Raw genomic sequence first — 19,180 nt, forward strand, 5'->3', positions numbered from 1 at the left:
TCATGAGCGGAAGAGACGGCTGTACTGGCGCTCGTGCGCCATGCTGGCCAGGGCCAGGCCGAAGGCGGCGCTGCCCCAGTGGTGTGGTTCGTGGGTGGTGGCCTGCTGCTGCGCCTGTTCCAGCAGCGGCAGCAGTTCGGAGGTCAGGCGCTGGGCTGCCTGCTGGCCCAGCGGCAGGGTCTTCATCAGCACCGCCAGCTGGTTCTCCAGCCAGCCCCACAGCCAGGCGGCGAGGGCATCGTCCGGGCTGATCGCCCAGGCACGGGCGGCCAGGGCCCAGGCCGGGGCCAGGCCCAGCTCGGACTGGTCGGCGAGAAAGTCGCGGGCTTCCTGGTCCAGTTCGGGCAGTCCCTCCAGCAACTGGCGCAGCGAGTAGCCCATCTGCCGGCTTTCCAGGGCCAGCTCGCGGGTCTCGCGGCTGGCACGGTGCTGTCCGGCGAGTTCGGCCAGTCGTGGCCAGTCCGCGTTTGCCGCGGCGCGGCAGTGGGCCAGCAGCAGCGGTGCCTCGAAGCGCGCCAGGTTGAGCAGCAGCTGGTCGGCGATCCAGTTGTGCGCGCTGTGCTGGTCATGTACCAGCTCCCGCTCCACGGCCATTTCCAGGCCCTGGGAATAGCTGTAGCCACCGATAGGCAGTTGCGGGCTGGCAAGCCTGAGCAGCGCCCATGCCTTATTCATGGATTCGCTCCGTGCAGAGGGGCATGCATGGCCGCACCCGCTGCGCTGTAGCCAACAGATCATTCGGCAGCTGCGGGCTGGCCAGGCGCAGCAGGGCCCAGGCCTTATTCACGGGCGCACGCCGAACTGATGCAGACGCGGTGCGTAGCTGAACTCGGCCTCGCCGGCGTGGGAATGGTGGTGGCCGCCGCCATAGGCGCCCTGTTCGGGCTGGAAGGGTGCGTCGACCGTGCAGGTGATGGCGCCGAGCTGGTCGAGCATGGCCTTGAGCACGTAGTCGTCGAGCAGGCGCAGCCAGCCATCGCCCAGCTGCAGGGCCACATGGCGGTTGCCCAGGTGGTAGGCGGCGCGAATCAGCTCGAAGCTCGACGCACAGGTGACGTGCAGCAGGGTTTCCGGGCGGGCGCAGACCCGGACGATGCGGCCGTCCTCGGCGCGCAGGCAGTCGCCATCACGTAGCGCGGGCTGGCCGCGTTCGAGGAACAGGCCGACGTCTTCGCCGGCCGCGCTGAAGCAGCGCAGGCGGCTCTTGCTGCGGGCGTCGAAGGTCAGGTGCAGTTCTTCGTCCCAGTAGGGCTGGGGTTCGAGGCGGTGATGGATCACCAGCATGTTGGGCTTCCGGCCAGGAATGGTCCTGTCGCTAGAGCAAGGCCCTTGCCAAGCCGGCGCGGCCCCAATCTGGCGGCGTTATGCCAGAAGTTGGGGCTTCGGTGTGCGCAATTGTGGTGCGTTGCTGTGGGGCGTGAGCCTGGTTGGTGCGCTTATTCGCGGCCCTGGCCCAGGCCCAGCCAGCCCTTGGCGCCGATGAAGATGAAGCGCAGTTGCTGGGTCATCTTGGCTTCGGGGGTGAGGTGGGCGGGCAGCGACTCGTCGGGTGAGTCGATAAATTCCGGCAGGGTGGCGAACACGGTCTTCACCACCAGGTCGGAGACCACCTCCAGCGCCGGCTCGTCCAGCTGCGGGGTGCGGTTCATCAGCTTGAGGTCGGCGGCCAGGTCGGCGGTGATCTGCTGGCGCAGGCAGGCGATGGCCTGGCGCACCGGCTGCGAGCCGCCGTACTGCTCGCGGGCGAGGAACAGGAACTGGTTGCGGTTGGCGTTCACCGCATCCAGGAAGATGCGTGCGCTGGCCTCGATGATGCTGCCCATCTCGAACTGGCTGTGGCGCACTTCGCGCAGGGTGCTGCGGAAAGTCGCGTCGACCTCGGCGACCAGGGCCAGGCCGAGCTGGTCCATGTCGTCGAAGTGGCGGTAGAAGCCGGTCGGCACGATGCCCGCGGTGCGGCTGACTTCGCGCAGGCTCAGGCTGCCGAAGCCGCGGCCGCTGTCCATCAGGCTGAGTGCGGCATCCATCAGGGCTTGGCGGGTCTGCTGTTTCTGTTCGGCGCGTGGCGGCATGACATTCGGGTGATGGCGAGGTTGCGGCGCACTCTAGCAAATGCATTTTGCCGGCGTCGAATGACGTTCAGTGAACGACTGTTGACTGAGCTGCCTAGCTCGTCCATTCTGTGTGAACAGTCGTTCACTGGAATATTGGCCCATGTCCCTCCTGCCGCTGTTTCTCGTTCGCTGGCTGACGCCGCTGCTGTGGCCGCTGCGTGCCCTGACGGCGCGGGCCTGGCTGCGCGAGGCGGAAGTGGATGCCGTGCTGGCCAGGTTGCATCCGGCCTGGCGCCTGAACCGGGTGTTCGCCCGGGTAGTCGGGCGTGAGTGGGTCAGCGACGACCTGCTTGCCCTGCGCCTGCGCTGCAATGGCAACGCCCGCGACTGGCGCGCCGGCCAGCACGTGCAGCTGTATCTGCAGATGGATGGCGTGCGCCATGGCCGCAGCTACAGCCTGACCCGCGTGGCTGCCGGCGGCCTGATCGAGCTGGGCGTTCGTCGCCAGCCGGGTGGGAGGCTGTCCAATCGGCTGCTCGACCATCTGCCCGTCGGCGCCGTACTGGAGCTGGCCCAGGCCGAGGGCGAACTGCAGTGGCCGGAGCAGTCTGCCGGTGTCGGTCTGCTGGCCGCCGGCAGTGGCATCACCGCCTTGCTCGGCCTGCTGCGCGAGGCGCTGGCACGCGGTTATGCGGCGCCGGTCTCCTTGCTGCACTACGTGCGCGAGGCCGGGCAATGCGCCTACCAGGCAGAGCTGCAGCAACTGATGCTGCGCCACCCCAACCTGCAGGTGCGCTGGCTGCTGACCGGCCAGGACGCACGGCACGATCCCCAGGGCGGGCGCTTCCAGGCCGGCCATCTGCTCGACATGAGCGACTTCGGCCTGCTCGCCTGCGGCCCGGCCGGCTTCGTCGAGGCGGTGCGCAACAGCTGGGACGGTTTCCTGCAGGTCGAGGCCTTCAGCCCGCCGCAGCGGATCAGCGAGCCCGGCCAGGCGGTGCGCCTGGACTTCGCCCGCAGCCGCGTCGCGGCCCTGGGTGACAGCAACCGCAGCCTGCTGGAACAGGCCGAGGAACATGGCCTGCGTCCGGCCCACGGTTGCCGCCAGGGCATCTGCGCCAGCTGCACCTGCACCCTGCTGGCCGGCACGGTACGCGACCTGCGCAGTGGCGAGCCGTTCGCCGAGCCGGGCCAGCCGATCCGGCTGTGTGTCAGCGCCCCCCTGGGCGATGTGCAACTCGATATCTAGGAGCGTGCCATGCGAATCGACCGTGAACTGAACGCCGCCGAACTGGAGGCCTTCGCCGCCGAGCTGGACGGCCTGCGCCGCCGCACCATGGCCGACCTCGGCGATGCCGACGCGCGCTATATCCGCCGCGTGCGCGGGGTGGTGCGGCTGTGCTGCTGGAGCGGCCGCGCGCTGCTGATGCTCGGCTGGTTCCCGCCCACCTGGCTGCTCGGCAGCCTGCTGCTGGGCCTGGGCAAAATCCTCGAGAACATGGAGCTGGGCCACAACGTGATGCACGGCCAGTACGACTGGATGAACGATCCCGAGCTGGCCGGGCGCCGCTACGAGTGGGACATAGTCGGCCCGGCCGACTTCTGGCGGCACACCCACAACCACGTGCACCACACCTGGACCAACGTGATCGGCATGGACGACGACGTCGGCTATGGCGTGGTGCGGCTGTTCCCCGAGCAGCGCTGGAAGCCGTTCTATCGCTGGCAGCCGCTGTGGGTGACCCTGCAGGCGCTGCTGTTCCAGTACGCCGTGGCCATCCAGCACCTGCGGCTGGACAAGTGGTACAAGGGCAAGATCGACGGCGCCGAGGTGCGCCCGCTGCTGCGCCAGTTCGGCGCCAAGCTGCTGCGCCTGTGGGGCAAGGACTACCTGCTGTTCCCGCTGCTGGCGCTGGCCGTCGGCGCCAATGCCCTGGCCGTGCTGGCCGGTAACGCGCTGGCCAATCTGCTGCGCAATCTGTGGACCTTCCTGGTGATCTTCTGCGGCCACTTCACCGAACGCGCCGCGGTGTTCAGCAAGGAGTCGGTGGCGGGCGAGAGCCGCGGTCACTGGTACCTGCGCCAGCTGCGCGGCTCCAGCAACCTGGAGGGCGGCAAGCTGCTGCATATCCTCACCGGCAACCTCAGCCACCAGATCGAGCACCACCTGTTCCCCGACCTGCCGGCGCGCCGCTATGCCGAGCTGGCACCGCGGGTGCGCGAGATCGCCGCGCGCTACGGGCAGATCTACAACAGCGGAACCCTGTCGGCGCAGTTCACCACCGTGCTCAAACGCATCTGGATCCATCGCCTGCCGCCGGCTGCGGCCGCCCAATAAAAAAGCCCGGCGGGCGCCGGGCTTCGGGGTACTGCTGCCCACGTCAGGCGGTCTGACGACCGACCCGCTCGGAGCCGTTCTCGGCAACTGCGCGGCCGTCGAGCAGACGGTCGGCACCGCCTTCGGCAATGCGGAAGGCCTTGGTGCGCTCGGAGCCGTTCTCGGCGACGTCACGGCTGTCGATCAGGCGGTCGGCACCGCCTTCAGCAACACGGAAGGCCTTGGTGCGTTCGGCGCCATTCTCGGCGACGTCACGGCCGTCGATCAGGCGATCTGCACCGCCTTCGGCGACACGGAAGGCCTTGGTGCGTTCGGCGCCATTCTCGGCGACGTCACGGCTATCGATCAGGCGATCCGCGCCACCCTCGGCAACGGTGGCCGGAGCGCTGATGTGCTGCAGTTCGGTCAGTGGCGGTTGTTCGTCACCCGGCAGGGCAAATGCGGCGCTGGTCAGGGTGGACAGGATCAGGCTGGCGATCAGTTGTTTGTTCATCTCGGGCCTCCTCGAAGGGGCTGGAAAGTGGCTACGGAGCAAATGGTACTCACGCGCCGCCGAGACAAAAGTTGATCGTCCTGATGGTGCCCATCGATGTCAGTAATGTAACGCCAGGGCCGCTCTGGATCGGGCTATTCGGCGAGGAACAGGCAGGTCAGATAACGGTTGCTGAAGCCGTAGCGCAGCATCGCCGCGAGGCGGGAAAACAGGTAGGTGGGGTGCCGCCGGTAGTAACCGAGCACCGCATTGCCCACGCCCTCGGAACGATGTCGCTTGGCGTGGTCCGGCCGGCGTGAGAACAGGCCGCGGAACTGCCACCACTGGATCTGCTCCAGGTGCTGCGCATGCGGACGCAGGCGATGGTGGCGGAACAGGGCGAGGAAGGAGCGCCGGCTGAAGTCGTGCAGGTGGTGCGGATTGCCATCCAGGGTCGGGGTGATCGGTACCGAGGCGATCACCCGGCCGCCGGCGGCCAGCAGTCGCGCGTAGTTGGCGATCAGACGCGGCGGGTGCGGCAGGTGCTCGATGGTCTCCAGGCTGACGATGCTGTCGAAGCCAGACTCGGCCTCGAAGCGCTCGGCGTCGGCGCAGACATAGCGCAGGTTGGGCAGGCGGTAGTGGCGCTGGGCGTAGGCGATGGCCTCGGGATCGATGTCCACGCCGGTCACCTGCTTGTCCGGGTGCCGCTCGGCCAGCAGGGCGGTGCCGTAGCCGCAGCCGCAGGCCATGTCCAGCACACGGTTGCCGCTCAGGTGCTGGGCGGCGAACTCGTAGCGTTCCAGGTGGATGCGCAGGGTGGTCTGGTCGCTGGGGTTTTCCGGGTCGAGGTCAGGCGGGTAGATCCGCTCGATGCTGTGTGTGCTCATGCCTCGTCCCCGTCCTGGTCAATCGCGCCGTTGGCGCCTCTGATTCCACTGGCTCCATTCGAAGCCGAGCACCACCAGCATCGACAAGGCGAACGGCAACAGCAGGTAGAACACACGGAACACGATCAGCGCGGCCAGCACGTCGGCGGTCGGCAGCTCCGGCATGGCGGCGAGGAAGGTCACTTCCAGCACACCCAGGCCGCCGGGGGCGTGGGACAGCAGCGCCAGCGAGAAGGAGGCGAGGAACACGCCGAGCACGACGAGATAGCCCGGATTGCCCTCCACCGGAAGGGCGAAATAGATGATCGCCGCCGCGCAGGCCAGCTCCAGCGGCCCGGCCAGCAGCTGCCGGGCGACTATGCCCAGGCGCGGATATTCGACATGCAGCTTGCCCCACTTCCACGGCTTGAAATGGCGCCAGGAACCGAGCACGTAGAGGGCTACCAGGCCGAGCAGGAGCAGGCCGATGGCCACCGACAACCAGGGCCCGACATCCGCCACGCGCTTGATCAGGTCAGGCTGGCAGACCAGCACGGCACCGCCGGAGAGCAGCACGCCGAGGGCGAAGGTGAAGGAGCAGAACACGATCAGCACGCCGATTTCCGACGGCACCAGGCCCTTGCTGGTGTAGGCCCGATAGCGCACCACGGCGCCGGAGAACACCGAGGCGCCGATGTTGTGCGCCAGAGCGTAGGTGGTGAAGGAACAGAGGGTGATGAACCACCAGGAAATCTTCTTGCCCAGGTGGGCGATGGCGATGCGGTCGTACCAGGCCAGCGCGACGTAGGCGCCGAGGGTGGCGCCGGCCGCCAGCAGCCAGTTGTGCAGGGCGATGGCGTTGAGGCTGTCCTGCAGCTCGTTCAGGGAGATCGTGCGGATCTCCTTGTAGAGCAGGTAGCAGGAAAATACGACTGCGGCCAAACCTATGACGGTCCAGATCCAGTCGCTTCTTTTCATCATCGACGATGGCTCCCCGTCTCTATCTGAAGGCAATCCGTTGGCCACTTGGCGCATCCGCAGTATGGCAGGCAGGCGGTGCGCAAATCGGCGTGCAGTATCCCGGAGGCGGCCGCCCGGCTCAAGCCGTGCGTATTCGGCGGGCGTTACTGGCTGTTACAAGGCGAACCGGCGGAGGCGCGCTCTGGCACGGGCGCTGCGAAGCTTGGTAGGTGTCAAAAATTTAAAACTGTGACTGCGAACTTCCATTGGGAAAATCGCTATTTCTCATGCTCTTAGCAAAATACGCGGCCAGGTGCTGAAACAAATGTGCAGGTATTTCGTCGTTTTCGTTTGACATATTTTACGTTTTTGCCAGACTGCGCGACCGTGCCGCCAGGCCGCTCGAACGAGCCTGGCGGACATAACAAAAACCTGTGGTCCGCCGTTCCCAGCCCCTGCATCTCGCGGGGCAGCATGTGGCGGGCCGATGCCTCTGGAAACGGGAAACATGCTGATCTGGTTCGTTGCGCTCTACCTGCTGGTCACCGTCGGTATCGGCTTCTACGCCGCCACCCGCGTCAAGAACTCCAAGGATTTCGCTGCAGGTGGACGCAGCATGGGCTTCCCCATCGTCGCGGCCATGGTGTTCGCCACCTGGTTCGGCTCGGAGGCGGTACTGGGTATTCCCGCAACCTTCATCGAGGAAGGCTTCGCCGGGATCATCGAGGATCCGTTCGGCTCCTTTGGCTGCCTGATGCTGGTCGGTCTGATCATCGCCCGCCCGCTGTACCGCATGAACCTGCTGACCATCGGCGACTACTTCAAGAAGCGCTATGGCAGCAACGTCGAGCTGATCGTCAGCCTGGTCATCGTGTTCTCCTACCTGGGCTGGATCGCGGCGCAGCTGACCGCCCTGGGCGTGGTGTTCAACGTGATCTCCGACGGCGCCATCAGCACCACCCAGGGCATGCTGCTGGGCACCTTCATCGTGCTGCTCTACACCCTGTTCGGCGGCATGTGGTCGGTGGCCCTGACCGACTTCTTCCAGATGCTGATCATCGTGGTCGGCCTGATCTACCTGACCTGGCTGATCGGTGACATGGCCGGCGGTGCCGACGTGGTCATCGGCAAGGCGGCCAGCGAGGGCAAGTTCACCTTCATGCACAGCTTCGAGCCCAAGGACATCGTCGCCTTCATCGGCGCCGCGGTGACCCTGATGCTCGGCTCCATCCCGCAGCAGGACGTATATGCCCGGGTGATGTCGGCCAAGACCGAGAACATCGCCGCGCGCGCCTCGATGTTCGGTGCCGCCTTCTACCTGTGCTTCTGCATGCTGCCGATCTTCCTCGCCTACGCCGCCTCGATCATCGATCCGCAGATGGTCCAGCGCTGGCTGGCCGAAGACGCGCAGATGATCCTGCCGCACCTGATCCTGGAGAAGACCCCGCTGTTCGCCCAGATCATGTTCTTCGGCGCGCTGCTCTCGGCGATCATGTCCACCGCCTCCGGCACCCTGCTGGCGCCATCGGTGACCTTCACCGAGAACGTGCTCAAGCGCTTCGTGCCGGTGATGAGCGACAAGCAGTTCCTCCTGGCCATGCGCATCAGCATCGTGGTCTGCGCCGCCGCCACCCTGACCTTCGCCATGTACTCCGACGCCAGCATCTACGAGATGGTCGGCAATGCCTACAAGGTGACCCTGGTCGCCGCCGTGGTGCCACTGTTCGCCGGGCTGTTCTGGAAGCGCGCCACCACCCAGGGCGCGCTGCTGGCCATCGTCGCCGGCCTGAGCTCCTGGCTGTACCTGGAATACAGCCTGACCGACGATGCCTTCTGGCCGCCGCAGCTGGCCGGCCTGCTGTTCAGCCTGGGCGCCATGATCGTCGGTTCGCTGCTGCCGCAGTGGCACCGCAACCCGGACCAGGCGCTGGTGCTGCAGCCCGAGTAAGCCACGCCGCGTTCGCCGAAACCCCGCCCCATGGCGGGGTTTCGCGTTTCAGGAGCGGCGATACAGCTGGGCCACCTGCAGGCAGGCGGCGCGGCCGCGCAGCAGCAGCGCGCCCTGTTCGCCTTCCAGCAACAGGGCCTGGCCCGCGAGCAGCGCTGCCCGGTCCCGCATCTCCACCTGGCCGCCGTGGCACAGGAGCAGGAGTACCTCGGCGTCGTTGTGCAGCGCCCGCTCGCCCTCCAGATGCAGATGCCACAGGCGGTGCTGCCAGGTGTCGCGGCGGGTCATCACATTGAGGTCGCTCACCGGCCCGTCGATCAGCTGCGCCGTCACCTCGTCCTCGCCGGCGAACGCCAGCGCCTCGCCACAGGGGCGCAGGGTGCGGCTGGCGCCCAGCAGCTGCAGATCGAGACCGGCGCCGTCGAGCACGGCCAGGCTGCGGTCGACTCCGGGGAAGGGCGAGAAGGGCCCGCCGCTGGCCACCCGGGCGCAGCTGATGCGCCAGGCGAAATCCTCCAGCCCGGCCGCACGCGGCGCGATGGCCAACTGGCGAGTGGTGCCGCCGCCGTTCTTCCAGGGTGTAGCGGGCAGTGTCTGCAGGTCGATGATTCGGCAGGACATACCGTTCGTCTCCCGATCTAATGTATATACAAATGGTCGATCGGCGCCGAGGCCCCGTCTTTTCTGGGTTCGGGCAGCCTGTCTTGAATGGCTCTTGCCATAGAGGTGGCAAGCTCGCCGATGACAATGCTTGACGGCACCATGCGTTGACTTTACATGTATATACATTGAAGCGAGAGGACAACCCGATGCCCTTGTCTCCCCGGCCACGTCGCCTCTGGCGCGACGTCATCCTGTTCGATGGCCTGCAGCAGCTGCCCGAGCCCATGGCCGTGCTGGTGGAGGGCGAGCGCATTGCCGGCCTGTGGCCCGAGCGCGAGTTCGACCAGTCCCAGGCCTCCAGCGCCGAAGAAGCCGGGCGCGGCGGGGTGATGACCCCCGGCCTGGTCGACTGCCATACCCATCTGGTCTATGCCGGCAACCGCGCCGACGAATTCGAGCGGCGCCTGGAAGGCGTCAGCTACGCCGAGATCGCCAAGGCCGGCGGCGGCATCCTCAGCACCGTGCGTGCCACCCGTGCGGCCAGCGAGGATGAACTGATCGCCGCCAGCCTGCCGCGTCTGGACGCGCTGCTGGTCGATGGCATGACCACTGTGGAGATCAAGTCCGGCTACGGCCTGACCCTCGCCGACGAACTGAAGATGCTGCGCGTGGCCCGCCGCCTCGGCGAGCTGCGTCCGCTGCGGGTCGTCACCACGCTGCTCGGTGCCCACGCCCTGCCGCCGGAATACGCCGGCGATGACGATGGCTATGTGCGCCTGGTCTGCGAGCAGATGATCCCGGCCGCGGCGGCCGAGGGCCTGGCCGATGCGGTGGATGTCTTCTGCGAAGGCATCGGCTTCTCTGCGGCCCAGTGCGAGCGCATCTTCCAGGCCGCGCAAGCCCATGGACTGGCGCTCAAGGCCCACGCCGAGCAGCTCTCCAACCTCGGCGGCAGCGCCCTGGCTGCGCGCTACGGCGCACTGTCCGCCGACCATATCGAATACCTCGACGAGGCCGGTGTGCGCGCCATGGCCGAGGCCGGCACGGTGGCCGTGTTGCTGCCCGGCGCCTTCCACTGCCTGCGCGAAACCCAGCTGCCGCCCATCGAGCTGCTGCGCCAGTACGGCGTGCCGATGGCCGTGGCCAGCGACGCCAACCCCGGCACCTCGCCGATCTGCATGCCCAGCCTGCTGGCCAACCTGGCCTGCACCCTGTTCCGCCTGACCCCGCGCGAGGCCCTGGCCGGCATGACCGCGCATGGCGCCCGCGCCCTCGGCCATCCCGAACTGGGCCGCCTCGCCGTCGGCGCAACCGCCGACCTGTGCCTGTGGGACATCCAGCACCCCGCCGAGCTGGCCTACGCCGTGCAGCCGGGGCGCCTGCGCCAACGCATCTTCGCCGGAGCCATCACTCATGCACGCTGATCGTTTCTCCATGGAGGCCTGGACCGGCCGCACCGACCCCGAGCCGGACAGCCCGCGCTGGCACCAGCGCATCCAGCCGCTGCAGGCCGACAGCCCGGCCGGCGTGGTCCTGTTCGGCTTCGCCTGCGACGAGGGCGTGCGCCGCAACCACGGCCGCGTTGGCGCCGCCGGCGGCCCACCGCTGCTGCGCAAGGCCCTGGCCAACCTGGCCTGGCATCGCCAGGGCCCGGCCTACGACGCCGGCGACGTGGTCTGCGCGGACGGCGACCTGGAGGCGGCCCAGGCGCGCCTCGCGCGTGGCGTCTGCACCCTGCTGGACGCCGGCCACCTGCCGCTGGTGCTGGGCGGCGGCCACGAGGTGGCCTTCGGCAGCTGGTCCGGCCTGGCCGAGCATCTGGGCGGCGAGTCTGCTCCGCGGATGGCCGCCCCAAAGATTGGCATCATCAATTTCGACGCCCACTTCGACCTGCGCGACCCGGCCCATGTGCATTCCTCCGGCACCCCCTTCGCCCAGATCGCCGAGGCCAGCACCGCCCGCGGCTGGCCGTTCCGCTACGCCTGCCTGGGCGTCAGCCGCGCCAGCAATACCCGCGCGCTGTTCGCCCGCGCCGCCGAACTGCAGGTGCTGGTGCGCGAGGACCGCGAGATTCGCGAGTCGAGCCTGGAGACCATCGGCGCCGAGCTGGACGCCTTTATGGCCGGCTGCGACGCCCTCTACCTGACCCTCGACATCGACGTGCTGCCGGCCTGCGAGGCCCCCGGAGTCAGTGCTCCGGCCGCCCGTGGCGTGCCGCTGGCGCTGCTCGAGCCGCTGCTGGAGCGGATCAAGGGCAGCGGCAAGCTGCGCCTGATCGACTTCGCCGAATTCAACCCGCAACACGACATCGACAACCGCACCGCCCGCGTGGTGGCGCGCCTGATCCATCTGCTGACCCTCTAGCCCGAACCTCACTCCGCACAAGAACAAGGAGCCCCCATGAGCAAGTTTCGCGACATCGAGATCCGCGCCCCGCGTGGCAACCAGCTGACCGCCAAGAGCTGGCTGACCGAGGCGCCGCTGCGCATGCTGATGAACAACCTCGACCCGGAAGTGGCCGAGAACCCCAAAGAGCTGGTGGTGTACGGCGGCATCGGCCGCGCCGCACGTAACTGGGAGTGCTACGACAAGATCGTCGCGACCCTCAAGGAACTGAACGACGACGAGACCCTGCTGGTGCAGTCCGGCAAGCCGGTCGGCGTGTTCAAGACCCACAGCAACGCGCCACGCGTGCTGATCGCCAACTCCAATCTGGTGCCACACTGGGCCAGCTGGGAACACTTCAACGAACTGGATGCCAAGGGCCTGGCCATGTACGGCCAGATGACCGCCGGTTCGTGGATCTACATCGGCAGCCAGGGCATCGTCCAGGGCACCTACGAGACCTTCGTCGAGGCCGGTCGCCAGCACTACAACGGCAATCTCACCGGCCGCTGGGTGCTCACTGCCGGCCTCGGTGGCATGGGCGGCGCCCAGCCGCTGGCCGCCACCCTGGCCGGCGCCTGCTCGCTGAACATCGAATGCCAGCAGACCAGCATCGACTTCCGCTTGCGCAGCCGCTATGTCGACGAGCAGGCCACCGACCTGGACGATGCCCTGGCGCGTATCGCCAAGTACACCCGCGAGGGCAAGGCCATCTCCATCGCCCTGCTGGGCAATGCCGCCGAGATCCTCCCGGAACTGGTGCGCCGTGGCGTGCGTCCGGACATGGTCACCGACCAGACCAGCGCCCACGACCCGCTCAACGGCTACCTGCCGATCGGCTGGAGCTGGGAACAGTACAAGGACCGCGGCAAGACCGACCCGGCTGCGGTGGTCAAGGCCGCCAAGCAGTCGATGGCCGTGCATGTGCAGGCCATGCTCGACTTCCAGAAGCTGGGCGTGCCGACCTTCGATTACGGCAACAACATCCGCCAGATGGCGAAAGAGGAGGGCGTGGCCAACGCCTTCGACTTCCCCGGTTTCGTCCCGGCCTATATCCGCCCGCTGTTCTGCCGCGGCATCGGCCCGTTCCGCTGGGCGGCGCTGTCCGGCAATGCCGAGGACATCTACAAGACCGACGCCAAGGTCAAGGAGCTGATCCCCGACGATGCGCACCTGCACCGCTGGCTGGACATGGCCCGCGAGCGCATCGCCTTCCAGGGCCTGCCGGCACGCATCTGCTGGGTCGGCCTGGGCCTGCGCGCCAAGCTCGGCCTGGCCTTCAACGAGATGGTGCGTTCGGGTGAACTGTCGGCGCCTATCGTCATCGGTCGTGACCACCTGGACAGCGGCTCGGTCTCCAGCCCCAACCGCGAGACCGAGGCCATGCAGGACGGCTCCGACGCCGTGTCCGACTGGCCGTTGCTCAACGCCCTGCTCAACACCGCCAGCGGCGCCACCTGGGTCTCGCTGCACCACGGTGGCGGCGTGGGCATGGGCTTCTCCCAGCATTCGGGGATGGTCATCGTCTGTGACGGTACGGATGAAGCAGCGGCGCGTATCGCCCGTGTGCTGACCAACGACCCGGGCACCGGGGTGATGCGCCATGCCGACGCCGGCTACCAGATCGCCATCGACTGCGCCCGCGAGCAGGGCCTTAAACTGCCGATGATCGGTTGAGGACCGCAATCCCATGAACGCCCTGACTCTGCAACCCGGCCAGCTGACCCTGGCCCATCTGCGCGCCGCCTACCAGGCCCCCGTGCGCCTGACCCTGGACGCCACGGCCCACCCGGCCATCGACGCCAGCGTCGCCTGTGTCGAGAAGATCATCGCCGAGGGCCGCACCGCCTACGGCATCAACACCGGCTTCGGCCTGCTGGCGCAGACCCGCATCGCCACCGAGGACCTGGAGAAGCTGCAGCGCTCGCTGGTGCTGTCCCACGCCGCCGGTATCGGCGAGGCGCTGGACGACGCCATGGTGCGGCTGATCATGATCCTCAAGATCAACAGCCTGGCCCGTGGCTTCTCCGGCATCCGCCGCAAGGTGATCGAGGCGCTGGTCGCCCTGGTCAACGCCGAGGTCTATCCGCATATCCCGCTGAAGGGCTCGGTCGGCGCCTCCGGCGACCTGGCGCCGCTGGCGCATATGTCGCTGGTTCTTCTTGGGGAAAGTAAGGCGCGGCACAAGGGCCAGTGGCTGCCGGCCAGCGAGGCGCTGGCCGTGGCTGGCCTGGAACCCATGACCCTGGCCGCCAAGGAGGGCCTGGCCCTGCTCAACGGCACCCAGGTATCCACCGCCTATGCCCTGCGCGGGCTGTTCGAGGCCGAGGACCTGTACGCCGCCGCCACCGTCTGCGGCGCCCTCAGCGTCGAGGCCATGCTCGGCTCGCGGGCGCCCTTCGATGCGCGCATCCACGCCGCCCGTCGCCAGCGTGGGCAGATCGACGCGGCCGCCGCCTACCGTCATCTGCTCGGCGCCAGCAGCGAGATCGGTCGCTCCCACGCCGCCTGCGACAAGGTACAGGACCCGTACTCGCTGCGCTGCCAGCCCCAGGTCATGGGCGCGTGCCTGACCCAGCTGCGCCAGGCCGCCGAAGTGCTGGCGGTGGAGGCCAACGCGGTGTCGGACAACCCGCTGGTGTTCGCCGCCGAGGGCGACGTGATCTCCGGCGGCAACTTCCACGCCGAGCCGGTGGCCATGGCCGCCGACAACATCGCCCTGGCCATTGCCGAGATCGGCTCGCTCAGCGAGAGACGCATCTCCCTGATGATGGACAAGCATATGTCGCAATTACCCCCGTTTTTGGTGGCCAATGGCGGGGTGAATTCCGGCTTCATGATCGCCCAGGTCACCGCCGCGGCCCTGGCCAGCGACAACAAGGCCTTGGCCCACCCGCACAGCGTCGACAGCCTGCCCACCTCGGCCAACCAGGAAGACCATGTGTCGATGGCGCCGAACGCCGGCAAGCGCCTGTGGGAGATGGCCGCCAACACCCGCGGTGTGCTCGCCGTGGAATGGCTGGGCGCCTGCCAGGGCCTGGATTTTCGCGAGGGCCTGCACAGCTCGCCGGTCCTGGAACAGGCGCGCAGCGTCCTGCGCGCCAAGGTGCCGTACTACGTCGAAGACCGCTTTTTCGCCCCGGACATCGCCGCGGCCGACGCCCTGCTCGCCGAGCGGGTGCTGACGCCCCTGCTGCCGGCGCAACTGCTACCCAGCTGCTGATGGCGTTTCACCAACAGCCACTACCCCTATCGGAGGTTCACATGCACAACAACAAGACTCTGCTCTCCGCTCTGCTCGCCCTCGGGCTGCTCACCGGTACCGTGTCGGCACAGGCCGCGGGCTGGTGCGAATCCGGCAAGCCGGTGAAGTTCGCCGGGCTCAATTGGGAGAGCGGCATGCTGCTGACCGACATCATGCAATTCATCCTCCAGCATGGTTACGGCTGCGAGACCGACAGCCTGCCGGGCAACTCCATCACCATGGAGCAGGCCCTGGGCAGCAACGATATCCAGGTGTTCGCCGAGGAATGGATTGGTCGCAGCGATGCATGGGACAAGGCCGCCCAGGCCGGCAAGGTGGTTGGCGTGGGGGCGCCCATCGTCGGTGCCACCGAAGGCTGGTATGTGCCGCGTTACGTGATCGAGGGCGATAGTCAGCGCGGACTGCAAGCCAAGGCCCCCCAGCTCAAGGGGGTGGCCGACCTGGGCCAGTACGCCGAGCTGTTCCGCGATCCCGAGGAGCCGGACAAGGGGCGTTTTTACAATTGCCCGGCGGGCTGGACCTGCGAGCTGGACAACAGCCAGATGCTGAAAAGCTACGGCCTGGAAGACAAGTTCACCAACTTCCGCCCGGGCACCGGTCCGGCACTGGATGCCGCGGTGCTGTCCAGCTATCGCCGTGGCGAGCCGATTCTCTTCTACTACTGGTCGCCGACGCCGCTGATGGGCCAGGCCGACCTGGTCAAGCTGGAGGAAAAGGCCGGGGTGAACAAGGACGTGACCATTCAGGTCGGCCTGTCCAAGGTCTTCCACGACGAGGCGCCGGAGCTGGTGGCCGTCCTGGAGAAGGTCAACCTGCCGATCGACCTGCTGAACCAGAGCCTGGCGCGGATGGCCAAGGAAAAGCTGTCGTCGGACAAGCTGGCCAAGCTGTTCCTCAAGGAGCACCCGGAAGTCTGGCATGCCTGGGTCGCAGAAGACGCGGCGAAGAAAGTCGACGCCGCGCTCTGACGAGTCGATCCATGCCCCGGCGTCGGCCGGGGGCGGCGAGGGCACGCGTCCTCGCCTACGAACCACTAGTGAGGGTGCGCCATGTTTCCCGAACGCTTTACCTTCTCCATCGCCGACTGGGTCAACGGCTGGGTCGATACCCTGGTGACCCAATACGGCGACGTATTCCGCCATATCTCCGACACCCTGCTGTGGGCCATCATCTACCTCGAAGGCACGCTGCGCGCCGCGCCCTGGTGGCTGGTGCTGGCGGTGGTCGCCGGCATTGCCTGGCACGCCACCCGACGCGTACTGCCGACCCTGCTGATCACCGGCCTGTTGTTCCTGGTCGGCGCCGTCGGCCTGTGGGACAAGCTGATGCAGACCCTGGCGCTGATGCTGGTGGCGACCGCCATTTCGGTGCTGGTCGGCATTCCGCTGGGAGTGCTCGCCGCGCGCAGCAACCGTCTGCGCGCCGTGCTGATGCCCTTGCTGGACATCATGCAGACCATGCCCAGCTTCGTGTACCTGATCCCGGTGCTGATGCTGTTCGGCCTGGGCAAGGTGCCGGCGATTCTGGCCACGGTGATCTATGCCGCGCCGCCCTTGATCCGTCTCACCGATCTGGGCATCCGCCAGGTCGACCATGAAGTGATGGAGGCGATCAACGCCTTCGGTGCCAATCGCTGGCAGCAACTGTTCGGCGTGCAATTGCCACTGGCCCTGCCGAGCATCATGGCGGGCATCAACCAGACCACCATGATGGCTCTGTCGATGGTGGTGATCGCCTCGATGATCGGTGCCCGTGGCCTCGGCGAAGACGTGCTGATCGGTATCCAGACGCTGAACGTCGGCAAGGGCCTGGAGGCCGGCCTGGCCATCGTCATCCTGGCCGTGGTCTTCGATCGCATCACCCAGGCCTATGGCCGTCCCCGCCATCAGGCCGACCAGTGAGTGACGCAAACATGAGCAAGATTGTCGTCAAGAACGTATTCAAGATCTTCGGCCAGCGTGCCGACGAGGCCCTGGCGATGATCCAGCAGGGCAAGAGCAAGGCCGAGGTGCTGGGCGCGACCAAGTGCGTGGTTGGGGTCAACGACCTGTCGCTGTCCATCGCTGCCGGGGAGATCTTCGTCATCATGGGCCTGTCCGGCTCCGGCAAGTCGACCCTGGTACGCCACTTCAACCGCCTGACCGACCCCACCAGCGGCGAGATCCTGGTCGATGGCGAGGACATCCTGCGCTACAGCCCGCAGGCGCTGCGCGAGTTCCGCCGCAAGAAGATCAGCATGGTGTTCCAGAGCTTCGGCCTGCTGCCACACCGGACCGTGCTCGACAATGTCGCCTACGGCCTCAAGGTGCGCGGCGAAAGCAAGGCGCACTGCCATGAACGGGCCCTGCACTGGATCGCCACGGTGGGCCTCAAGGGTTACGAGAAGTCCTATCCGCACCAGCTCTCCGGCGGCATGCGCCAGCGCGTTGGCCTGGCCCGGGCGCTCGCGGCGGACACCGAGATCATCCTTATGGACGAGGCGTTCAGCGCCCTCGACCCGCTGATCCGCGCGGACATGCAGGACCAGTTGCTGGAGCTGCAGAAGACCCTGCACAAGACCATCGTCTTCATCACCCACGATCTGGACGAGGCGGTGCGCATCGGCAACCGCATCGCCATCCTCAAGGATGGTCAGCTGATCCAGGTCGGCACGCCGAAGGAAATCCTCCACCAGCCTGCCGACGACTACGTCGATCGATTCGTCCAGCGCCGCGTGGCCCATGTCTAGGAGTGCCATGATGCCGTACCCCGAGAGCGTTCTACTGGGCGATGCGCCACTGACCTGGCGCCAGGTCGTGGCGGTGGCGCGGCACGGCGCACCGCTGGCGCTGAGCCCCGCGGCCTGGGCGCGCATCGATAATGCGCGCGCCATCGTCGAGCGCATCGTCGCTCGCGGCGAGCGTGCCTATGGCATCAGCACCGGCCTCGGCGCATTGAGCGAGGTGGTGCTGAGCGCCGAGCAGTTCGCCACGTTGTCGCGCAACACCCTGCTCAGCCACGCCTGTGGCGTCGGGCCGGTGCTGGCCGATGAGCAGACCCGCGCCATCATCTGCTGCGCCATTGCCAATTACAGTCATGGCAAGTCCGGCCTGCAGCGCCAGGTGGTCGAAGCCCTGCTGGCCTTGCTGGCGCGTGGCATCACCCCGCGGGTGCCGTCCCAGGGCTCGGTAGGCTATCTGACCCATATGGCCCATGTCGGCATCGCCCTGCTGGGTGTCGGCGAGGTCAGCTATCGCGGCCGGGTGGTGCCCGCCCGCGAGGCGCTGGCCGCCGAAGGCCTGCGGCCGATCGAGCTGGGCGCCAAGGACGGTCTGTGCCTGGTCAACGGCCTGCCCTGCATGACCGGGCTCGCCTGCCTGGCCCTGGCCGACGCCGAGCGCCTGCTGCGCTGGGCCGATGTGATCGGCGCCATGAGTTTCGAGGCCCTGCGCGGACAGATCGCGGCTTTCGATCCCGAGATCATCGCGCTCAAGCCGCACCCCGGCATGCAGGCGGTGGGCGCCAATCTGCTCGCCCTGCTGGCGGGCAGCGAGGTGATTGCCGCCAGCCGGGGCATCCGCACCCAGGATGCCCTGAGCATCCGCTCCATTCCGCAGGTGCATGGCGCGTGCCGCGATCAATGGACGCACGCGGCGAGCCAGGTCGACCGGGAGCTCAACGCGGCCAATGACAACCCGTTGCTGCTGGGCACGCCGGACAGCTATCGAGTGGTTTCCCAGGCCAACCCGCATGGCGAGTCCGTGGCTATGGCCGCCGACCTGCTGGCGATAGCGGTGGCCGAGTTGGGCGGCATCGCCGAACGGCGGGTGGATCGCCTGGTCAATCCGCTGGTCAGCGGTCTTCCTGCGTTCCTGGTCAGCCGCCCCGGCGTCAACTCGGGCATGATGATCGCCCAGTACGTGGCGGCGGCCCTGGTCGCCGAGAACCGTCAGTTGGCGCAGCCGGCGGTGGTCGACAACTTCGTCACCTCCGGCCTGCAGGAAGACCATCTGAGCCTCGGCACCAGCGCCGCGCTCAAGCTGGACAAGGCGCTGGAGAACTGCACGCGCATTCTTGCCATCGAATACCTGCTGGCCGCCCAGGCCTTCGAGTTTCACCGCGAGCAGGCGTTCGGTGCGGGCACCGGTGCCGCCTGGCGGCTGCTGCGCGAACGCGTTCCGGCCTACGAAGAGGATCGCTGGCTGGCGCCGGACATTGCCAGCAGCGTGGCGCTGCTCGACGATGCTGCCAGTCTGGATGTCATCCTGAGCGCGATTGGCGGCATGCAATGAGCCCGTTCCGCTCCG

18 protein-coding genes are annotated in these 19,180 nt (G+C 67.4%); 11 read left to right on the plus strand and 7 right to left on the minus strand.

Annotated elements, in window-relative coordinates; genetic code table 11:
• The 3 genes from FFS62_RS00970 to fabR form a co-directional block, all read right to left on the minus strand.
• Positions 1-675, minus strand: coding sequence for an urease accessory protein UreF (locus FFS62_RS00970; RefSeq protein ID WP_137970949.1), 675 nt, complete (start codon positions 673-675; stop codon positions 1-3).
• 108 nt (positions 676-783) lie between these two features.
• Positions 784-1,284 (minus strand): urease accessory protein UreE, encoded by a 501-nt coding sequence (gene ureE / locus FFS62_RS00975; protein ID WP_137970950.1) that lies wholly within the window; start codon positions 1,282-1,284, stop codon positions 784-786.
• A gap of 152 nt (positions 1,285-1,436) precedes the next feature.
• Entirely contained in the window at positions 1,437-2,072 is a 636-nt protein-coding gene (fabR, locus tag FFS62_RS00980) for an HTH-type transcriptional repressor FabR (RefSeq protein WP_137970951.1), read from the minus strand.
• A gap of 142 nt (positions 2,073-2,214) precedes the next feature.
• Between fabR and FFS62_RS00985 the strand changes: the two genes are divergently transcribed.
• Both FFS62_RS00985 and FFS62_RS00990 read left to right on the plus strand, forming a co-directional pair.
• The gene (locus FFS62_RS00985) at positions 2,215-3,303 is read left to right on the plus strand and encodes a flavin reductase family protein (protein WP_137970952.1); all 1,089 of its coding nucleotides are present in this window, start codon (positions 2,215-2,217) and stop codon (positions 3,301-3,303) included.
• A 9-nt stretch (positions 3,304-3,312) separates the two neighbouring features.
• On the plus strand, positions 3,313-4,392 hold the full coding sequence (locus FFS62_RS00990) for an acyl-CoA desaturase (RefSeq protein ID WP_137970953.1): 1,080 nt from the start codon (positions 3,313-3,315) through the stop codon (positions 4,390-4,392).
• A 43-nt stretch (positions 4,393-4,435) separates the two neighbouring features.
• On the opposite strand, the gene FFS62_RS00995 is transcribed toward FFS62_RS00990, so the two are convergent.
• The 3 genes from FFS62_RS00995 to FFS62_RS01005 all read right to left on the minus strand — a co-directional run bounded on the left by FFS62_RS00995 (position 4,436) and on the right by FFS62_RS01005 (position 6,714).
• On the minus strand, positions 4,436-4,885 hold the full coding sequence (locus tag FFS62_RS00995; RefSeq protein WP_137970954.1) for a phage infection protein: 450 nt from the start codon (positions 4,883-4,885) through the stop codon (positions 4,436-4,438).
• A 134-nt stretch (positions 4,886-5,019) separates the two neighbouring features.
• Positions 5,020-5,754, minus strand: coding sequence for a bifunctional 2-polyprenyl-6-hydroxyphenol methylase/3-demethylubiquinol 3-O-methyltransferase UbiG (locus tag FFS62_RS01000; protein ID WP_137970955.1), 735 nt, complete (start codon positions 5,752-5,754; stop codon positions 5,020-5,022).
• 18 nt (positions 5,755-5,772) lie between these two features.
• On the minus strand, positions 5,773-6,714 hold the full coding sequence (locus FFS62_RS01005) for a lysylphosphatidylglycerol synthase domain-containing protein (RefSeq protein ID WP_137970956.1): 942 nt from the start codon (positions 6,712-6,714) through the stop codon (positions 5,773-5,775).
• Positions 6,715-7,201: 487 nt separating this feature from the next.
• Between FFS62_RS01005 and FFS62_RS01010 the strand changes: the two genes are divergently transcribed.
• Positions 7,202-8,641, plus strand: a complete 1,440-nt coding sequence (locus FFS62_RS01010) for a sodium:solute symporter family protein (RefSeq protein ID WP_137970957.1) — start codon at positions 7,202-7,204, stop codon at positions 8,639-8,641.
• Between the two features lie 48 nt (positions 8,642-8,689).
• Here FFS62_RS01010 and FFS62_RS01015 read toward each other — a convergent pair whose 3' ends face one another.
• Positions 8,690-9,262, minus strand: coding sequence for a HutD family protein (locus tag FFS62_RS01015; protein WP_137970958.1), 573 nt, complete (start codon positions 9,260-9,262; stop codon positions 8,690-8,692).
• A gap of 188 nt (positions 9,263-9,450) precedes the next feature.
• Between FFS62_RS01015 and hutI the strand changes: the two genes are divergently transcribed.
• The 8 genes from hutI to hutH (FFS62_RS01055) all read left to right on the plus strand — a co-directional run bounded on the left by hutI (position 9,451) and on the right by hutH (FFS62_RS01055) (position 19,165).
• Positions 9,451-10,668 carry an imidazolonepropionase gene (hutI, locus tag FFS62_RS01020; protein ID WP_137970959.1) on the plus strand — a complete coding sequence of 406 codons (1,218 nt, stop codon included), beginning with the start codon at positions 9,451-9,453 and terminating at the stop codon, positions 10,666-10,668.
• Entirely contained in the window at positions 10,658-11,608 is a 951-nt protein-coding gene (gene hutG / locus FFS62_RS01025) for a formimidoylglutamase (RefSeq protein ID WP_137970960.1), read from the plus strand. The genes hutI and hutG overlap by 11 nt, the downstream gene beginning before the upstream one ends.
• Before the next feature lie 36 nt (positions 11,609-11,644).
• On the plus strand, positions 11,645-13,306 hold the full coding sequence (gene hutU / locus FFS62_RS01030; RefSeq protein ID WP_137970961.1) for a urocanate hydratase: 1,662 nt from the start codon (positions 11,645-11,647) through the stop codon (positions 13,304-13,306).
• Positions 13,307-13,319: 13 nt separating this feature from the next.
• A complete protein-coding gene (gene hutH, locus FFS62_RS01035) occupies positions 13,320-14,852 on the plus strand; it encodes a histidine ammonia-lyase (RefSeq protein ID WP_137970962.1) in 1,533 nt (510 codons plus the stop codon).
• A gap of 41 nt (positions 14,853-14,893) precedes the next feature.
• A complete protein-coding gene (locus FFS62_RS01040) occupies positions 14,894-15,862 on the plus strand; it encodes an ABC transporter substrate-binding protein (RefSeq protein WP_137970963.1) in 969 nt (322 codons plus the stop codon).
• Between the two features lie 81 nt (positions 15,863-15,943).
• Complete coding sequence (locus tag FFS62_RS01045; RefSeq protein WP_137970964.1) at positions 15,944-16,795, plus strand: proline/glycine betaine ABC transporter permease; 852 nt, start codon at positions 15,944-15,946, stop codon at positions 16,793-16,795.
• Entirely contained in the window at positions 16,792-17,622 is an 831-nt protein-coding gene (locus FFS62_RS01050) for a glycine betaine/L-proline ABC transporter ATP-binding protein (protein ID WP_137970965.1), read from the plus strand. Before FFS62_RS01045 ends, FFS62_RS01050 begins: the two co-directional genes overlap by 4 nt.
• A gap of 10 nt (positions 17,623-17,632) precedes the next feature.
• Entirely contained in the window at positions 17,633-19,165 is a 1,533-nt protein-coding gene (hutH, locus tag FFS62_RS01055) for a histidine ammonia-lyase (RefSeq protein ID WP_371920091.1), read from the plus strand.
• Positions 19,166-19,180: the final 15 nt, after the last annotated feature.

Source organism: Pseudomonas sp. F(2018) (assembly GCF_005508865.1).
GTDB lineage: Bacteria > Pseudomonadota > Gammaproteobacteria > Pseudomonadales > Pseudomonadaceae > Aquipseudomonas.

Coding starts and splice junctions, on each gene's coding strand:
- hutU (WP_137970961.1), top strand. CDS start 11,645: ATGAGCAAGTTTCGCGACATCGAGATCCGCGCCCCGCGTGGCAACCAG.
- hutG (WP_137970960.1), top strand. CDS start 10,658: ATGCACGCTGATCGTTTCTCCATGGAGGCCTGGACCGGCCGCACCGAC.
- FFS62_RS01045 (WP_137970964.1), top strand. CDS start 15,944: ATGTTTCCCGAACGCTTTACCTTCTCCATCGCCGACTGGGTCAACGGC.
- FFS62_RS00985 (WP_137970952.1), top strand. CDS start 2,215: ATGTCCCTCCTGCCGCTGTTTCTCGTTCGCTGGCTGACGCCGCTGCTG.
- FFS62_RS01005 (WP_137970956.1), bottom strand. CDS start 6,714: ATGATGAAAAGAAGCGACTGGATCTGGACCGTCATAGGTTTGGCCGCA.
- fabR (WP_137970951.1), bottom strand. CDS start 2,072: ATGCCGCCACGCGCCGAACAGAAACAGCAGACCCGCCAAGCCCTGATG.
- hutH (WP_371920091.1), top strand. CDS start 17,633: ATGCCGTACCCCGAGAGCGTTCTACTGGGCGATGCGCCACTGACCTGG.
- hutI (WP_137970959.1), top strand. CDS start 9,451: ATGCCCTTGTCTCCCCGGCCACGTCGCCTCTGGCGCGACGTCATCCTG.
- FFS62_RS01015 (WP_137970958.1), bottom strand. CDS start 9,262: ATGTCCTGCCGAATCATCGACCTGCAGACACTGCCCGCTACACCCTGG.
- ureE (WP_137970950.1), bottom strand. CDS start 1,284: ATGCTGGTGATCCATCACCGCCTCGAACCCCAGCCCTACTGGGACGAA.
- FFS62_RS01010 (WP_137970957.1), top strand. CDS start 7,202: ATGCTGATCTGGTTCGTTGCGCTCTACCTGCTGGTCACCGTCGGTATC.
- FFS62_RS01000 (WP_137970955.1), bottom strand. CDS start 5,754: ATGAGCACACACAGCATCGAGCGGATCTACCCGCCTGACCTCGACCCG.
- FFS62_RS00970 (WP_137970949.1), bottom strand. CDS start 675: ATGAATAAGGCATGGGCGCTGCTCAGGCTTGCCAGCCCGCAACTGCCT.
- hutH (WP_137970962.1), top strand. CDS start 13,320: ATGAACGCCCTGACTCTGCAACCCGGCCAGCTGACCCTGGCCCATCTG.
- FFS62_RS00990 (WP_137970953.1), top strand. CDS start 3,313: ATGCGAATCGACCGTGAACTGAACGCCGCCGAACTGGAGGCCTTCGCC.
- FFS62_RS00995 (WP_137970954.1), bottom strand. CDS start 4,885: ATGAACAAACAACTGATCGCCAGCCTGATCCTGTCCACCCTGACCAGC.
- FFS62_RS01040 (WP_137970963.1), top strand. CDS start 14,894: ATGCACAACAACAAGACTCTGCTCTCCGCTCTGCTCGCCCTCGGGCTG.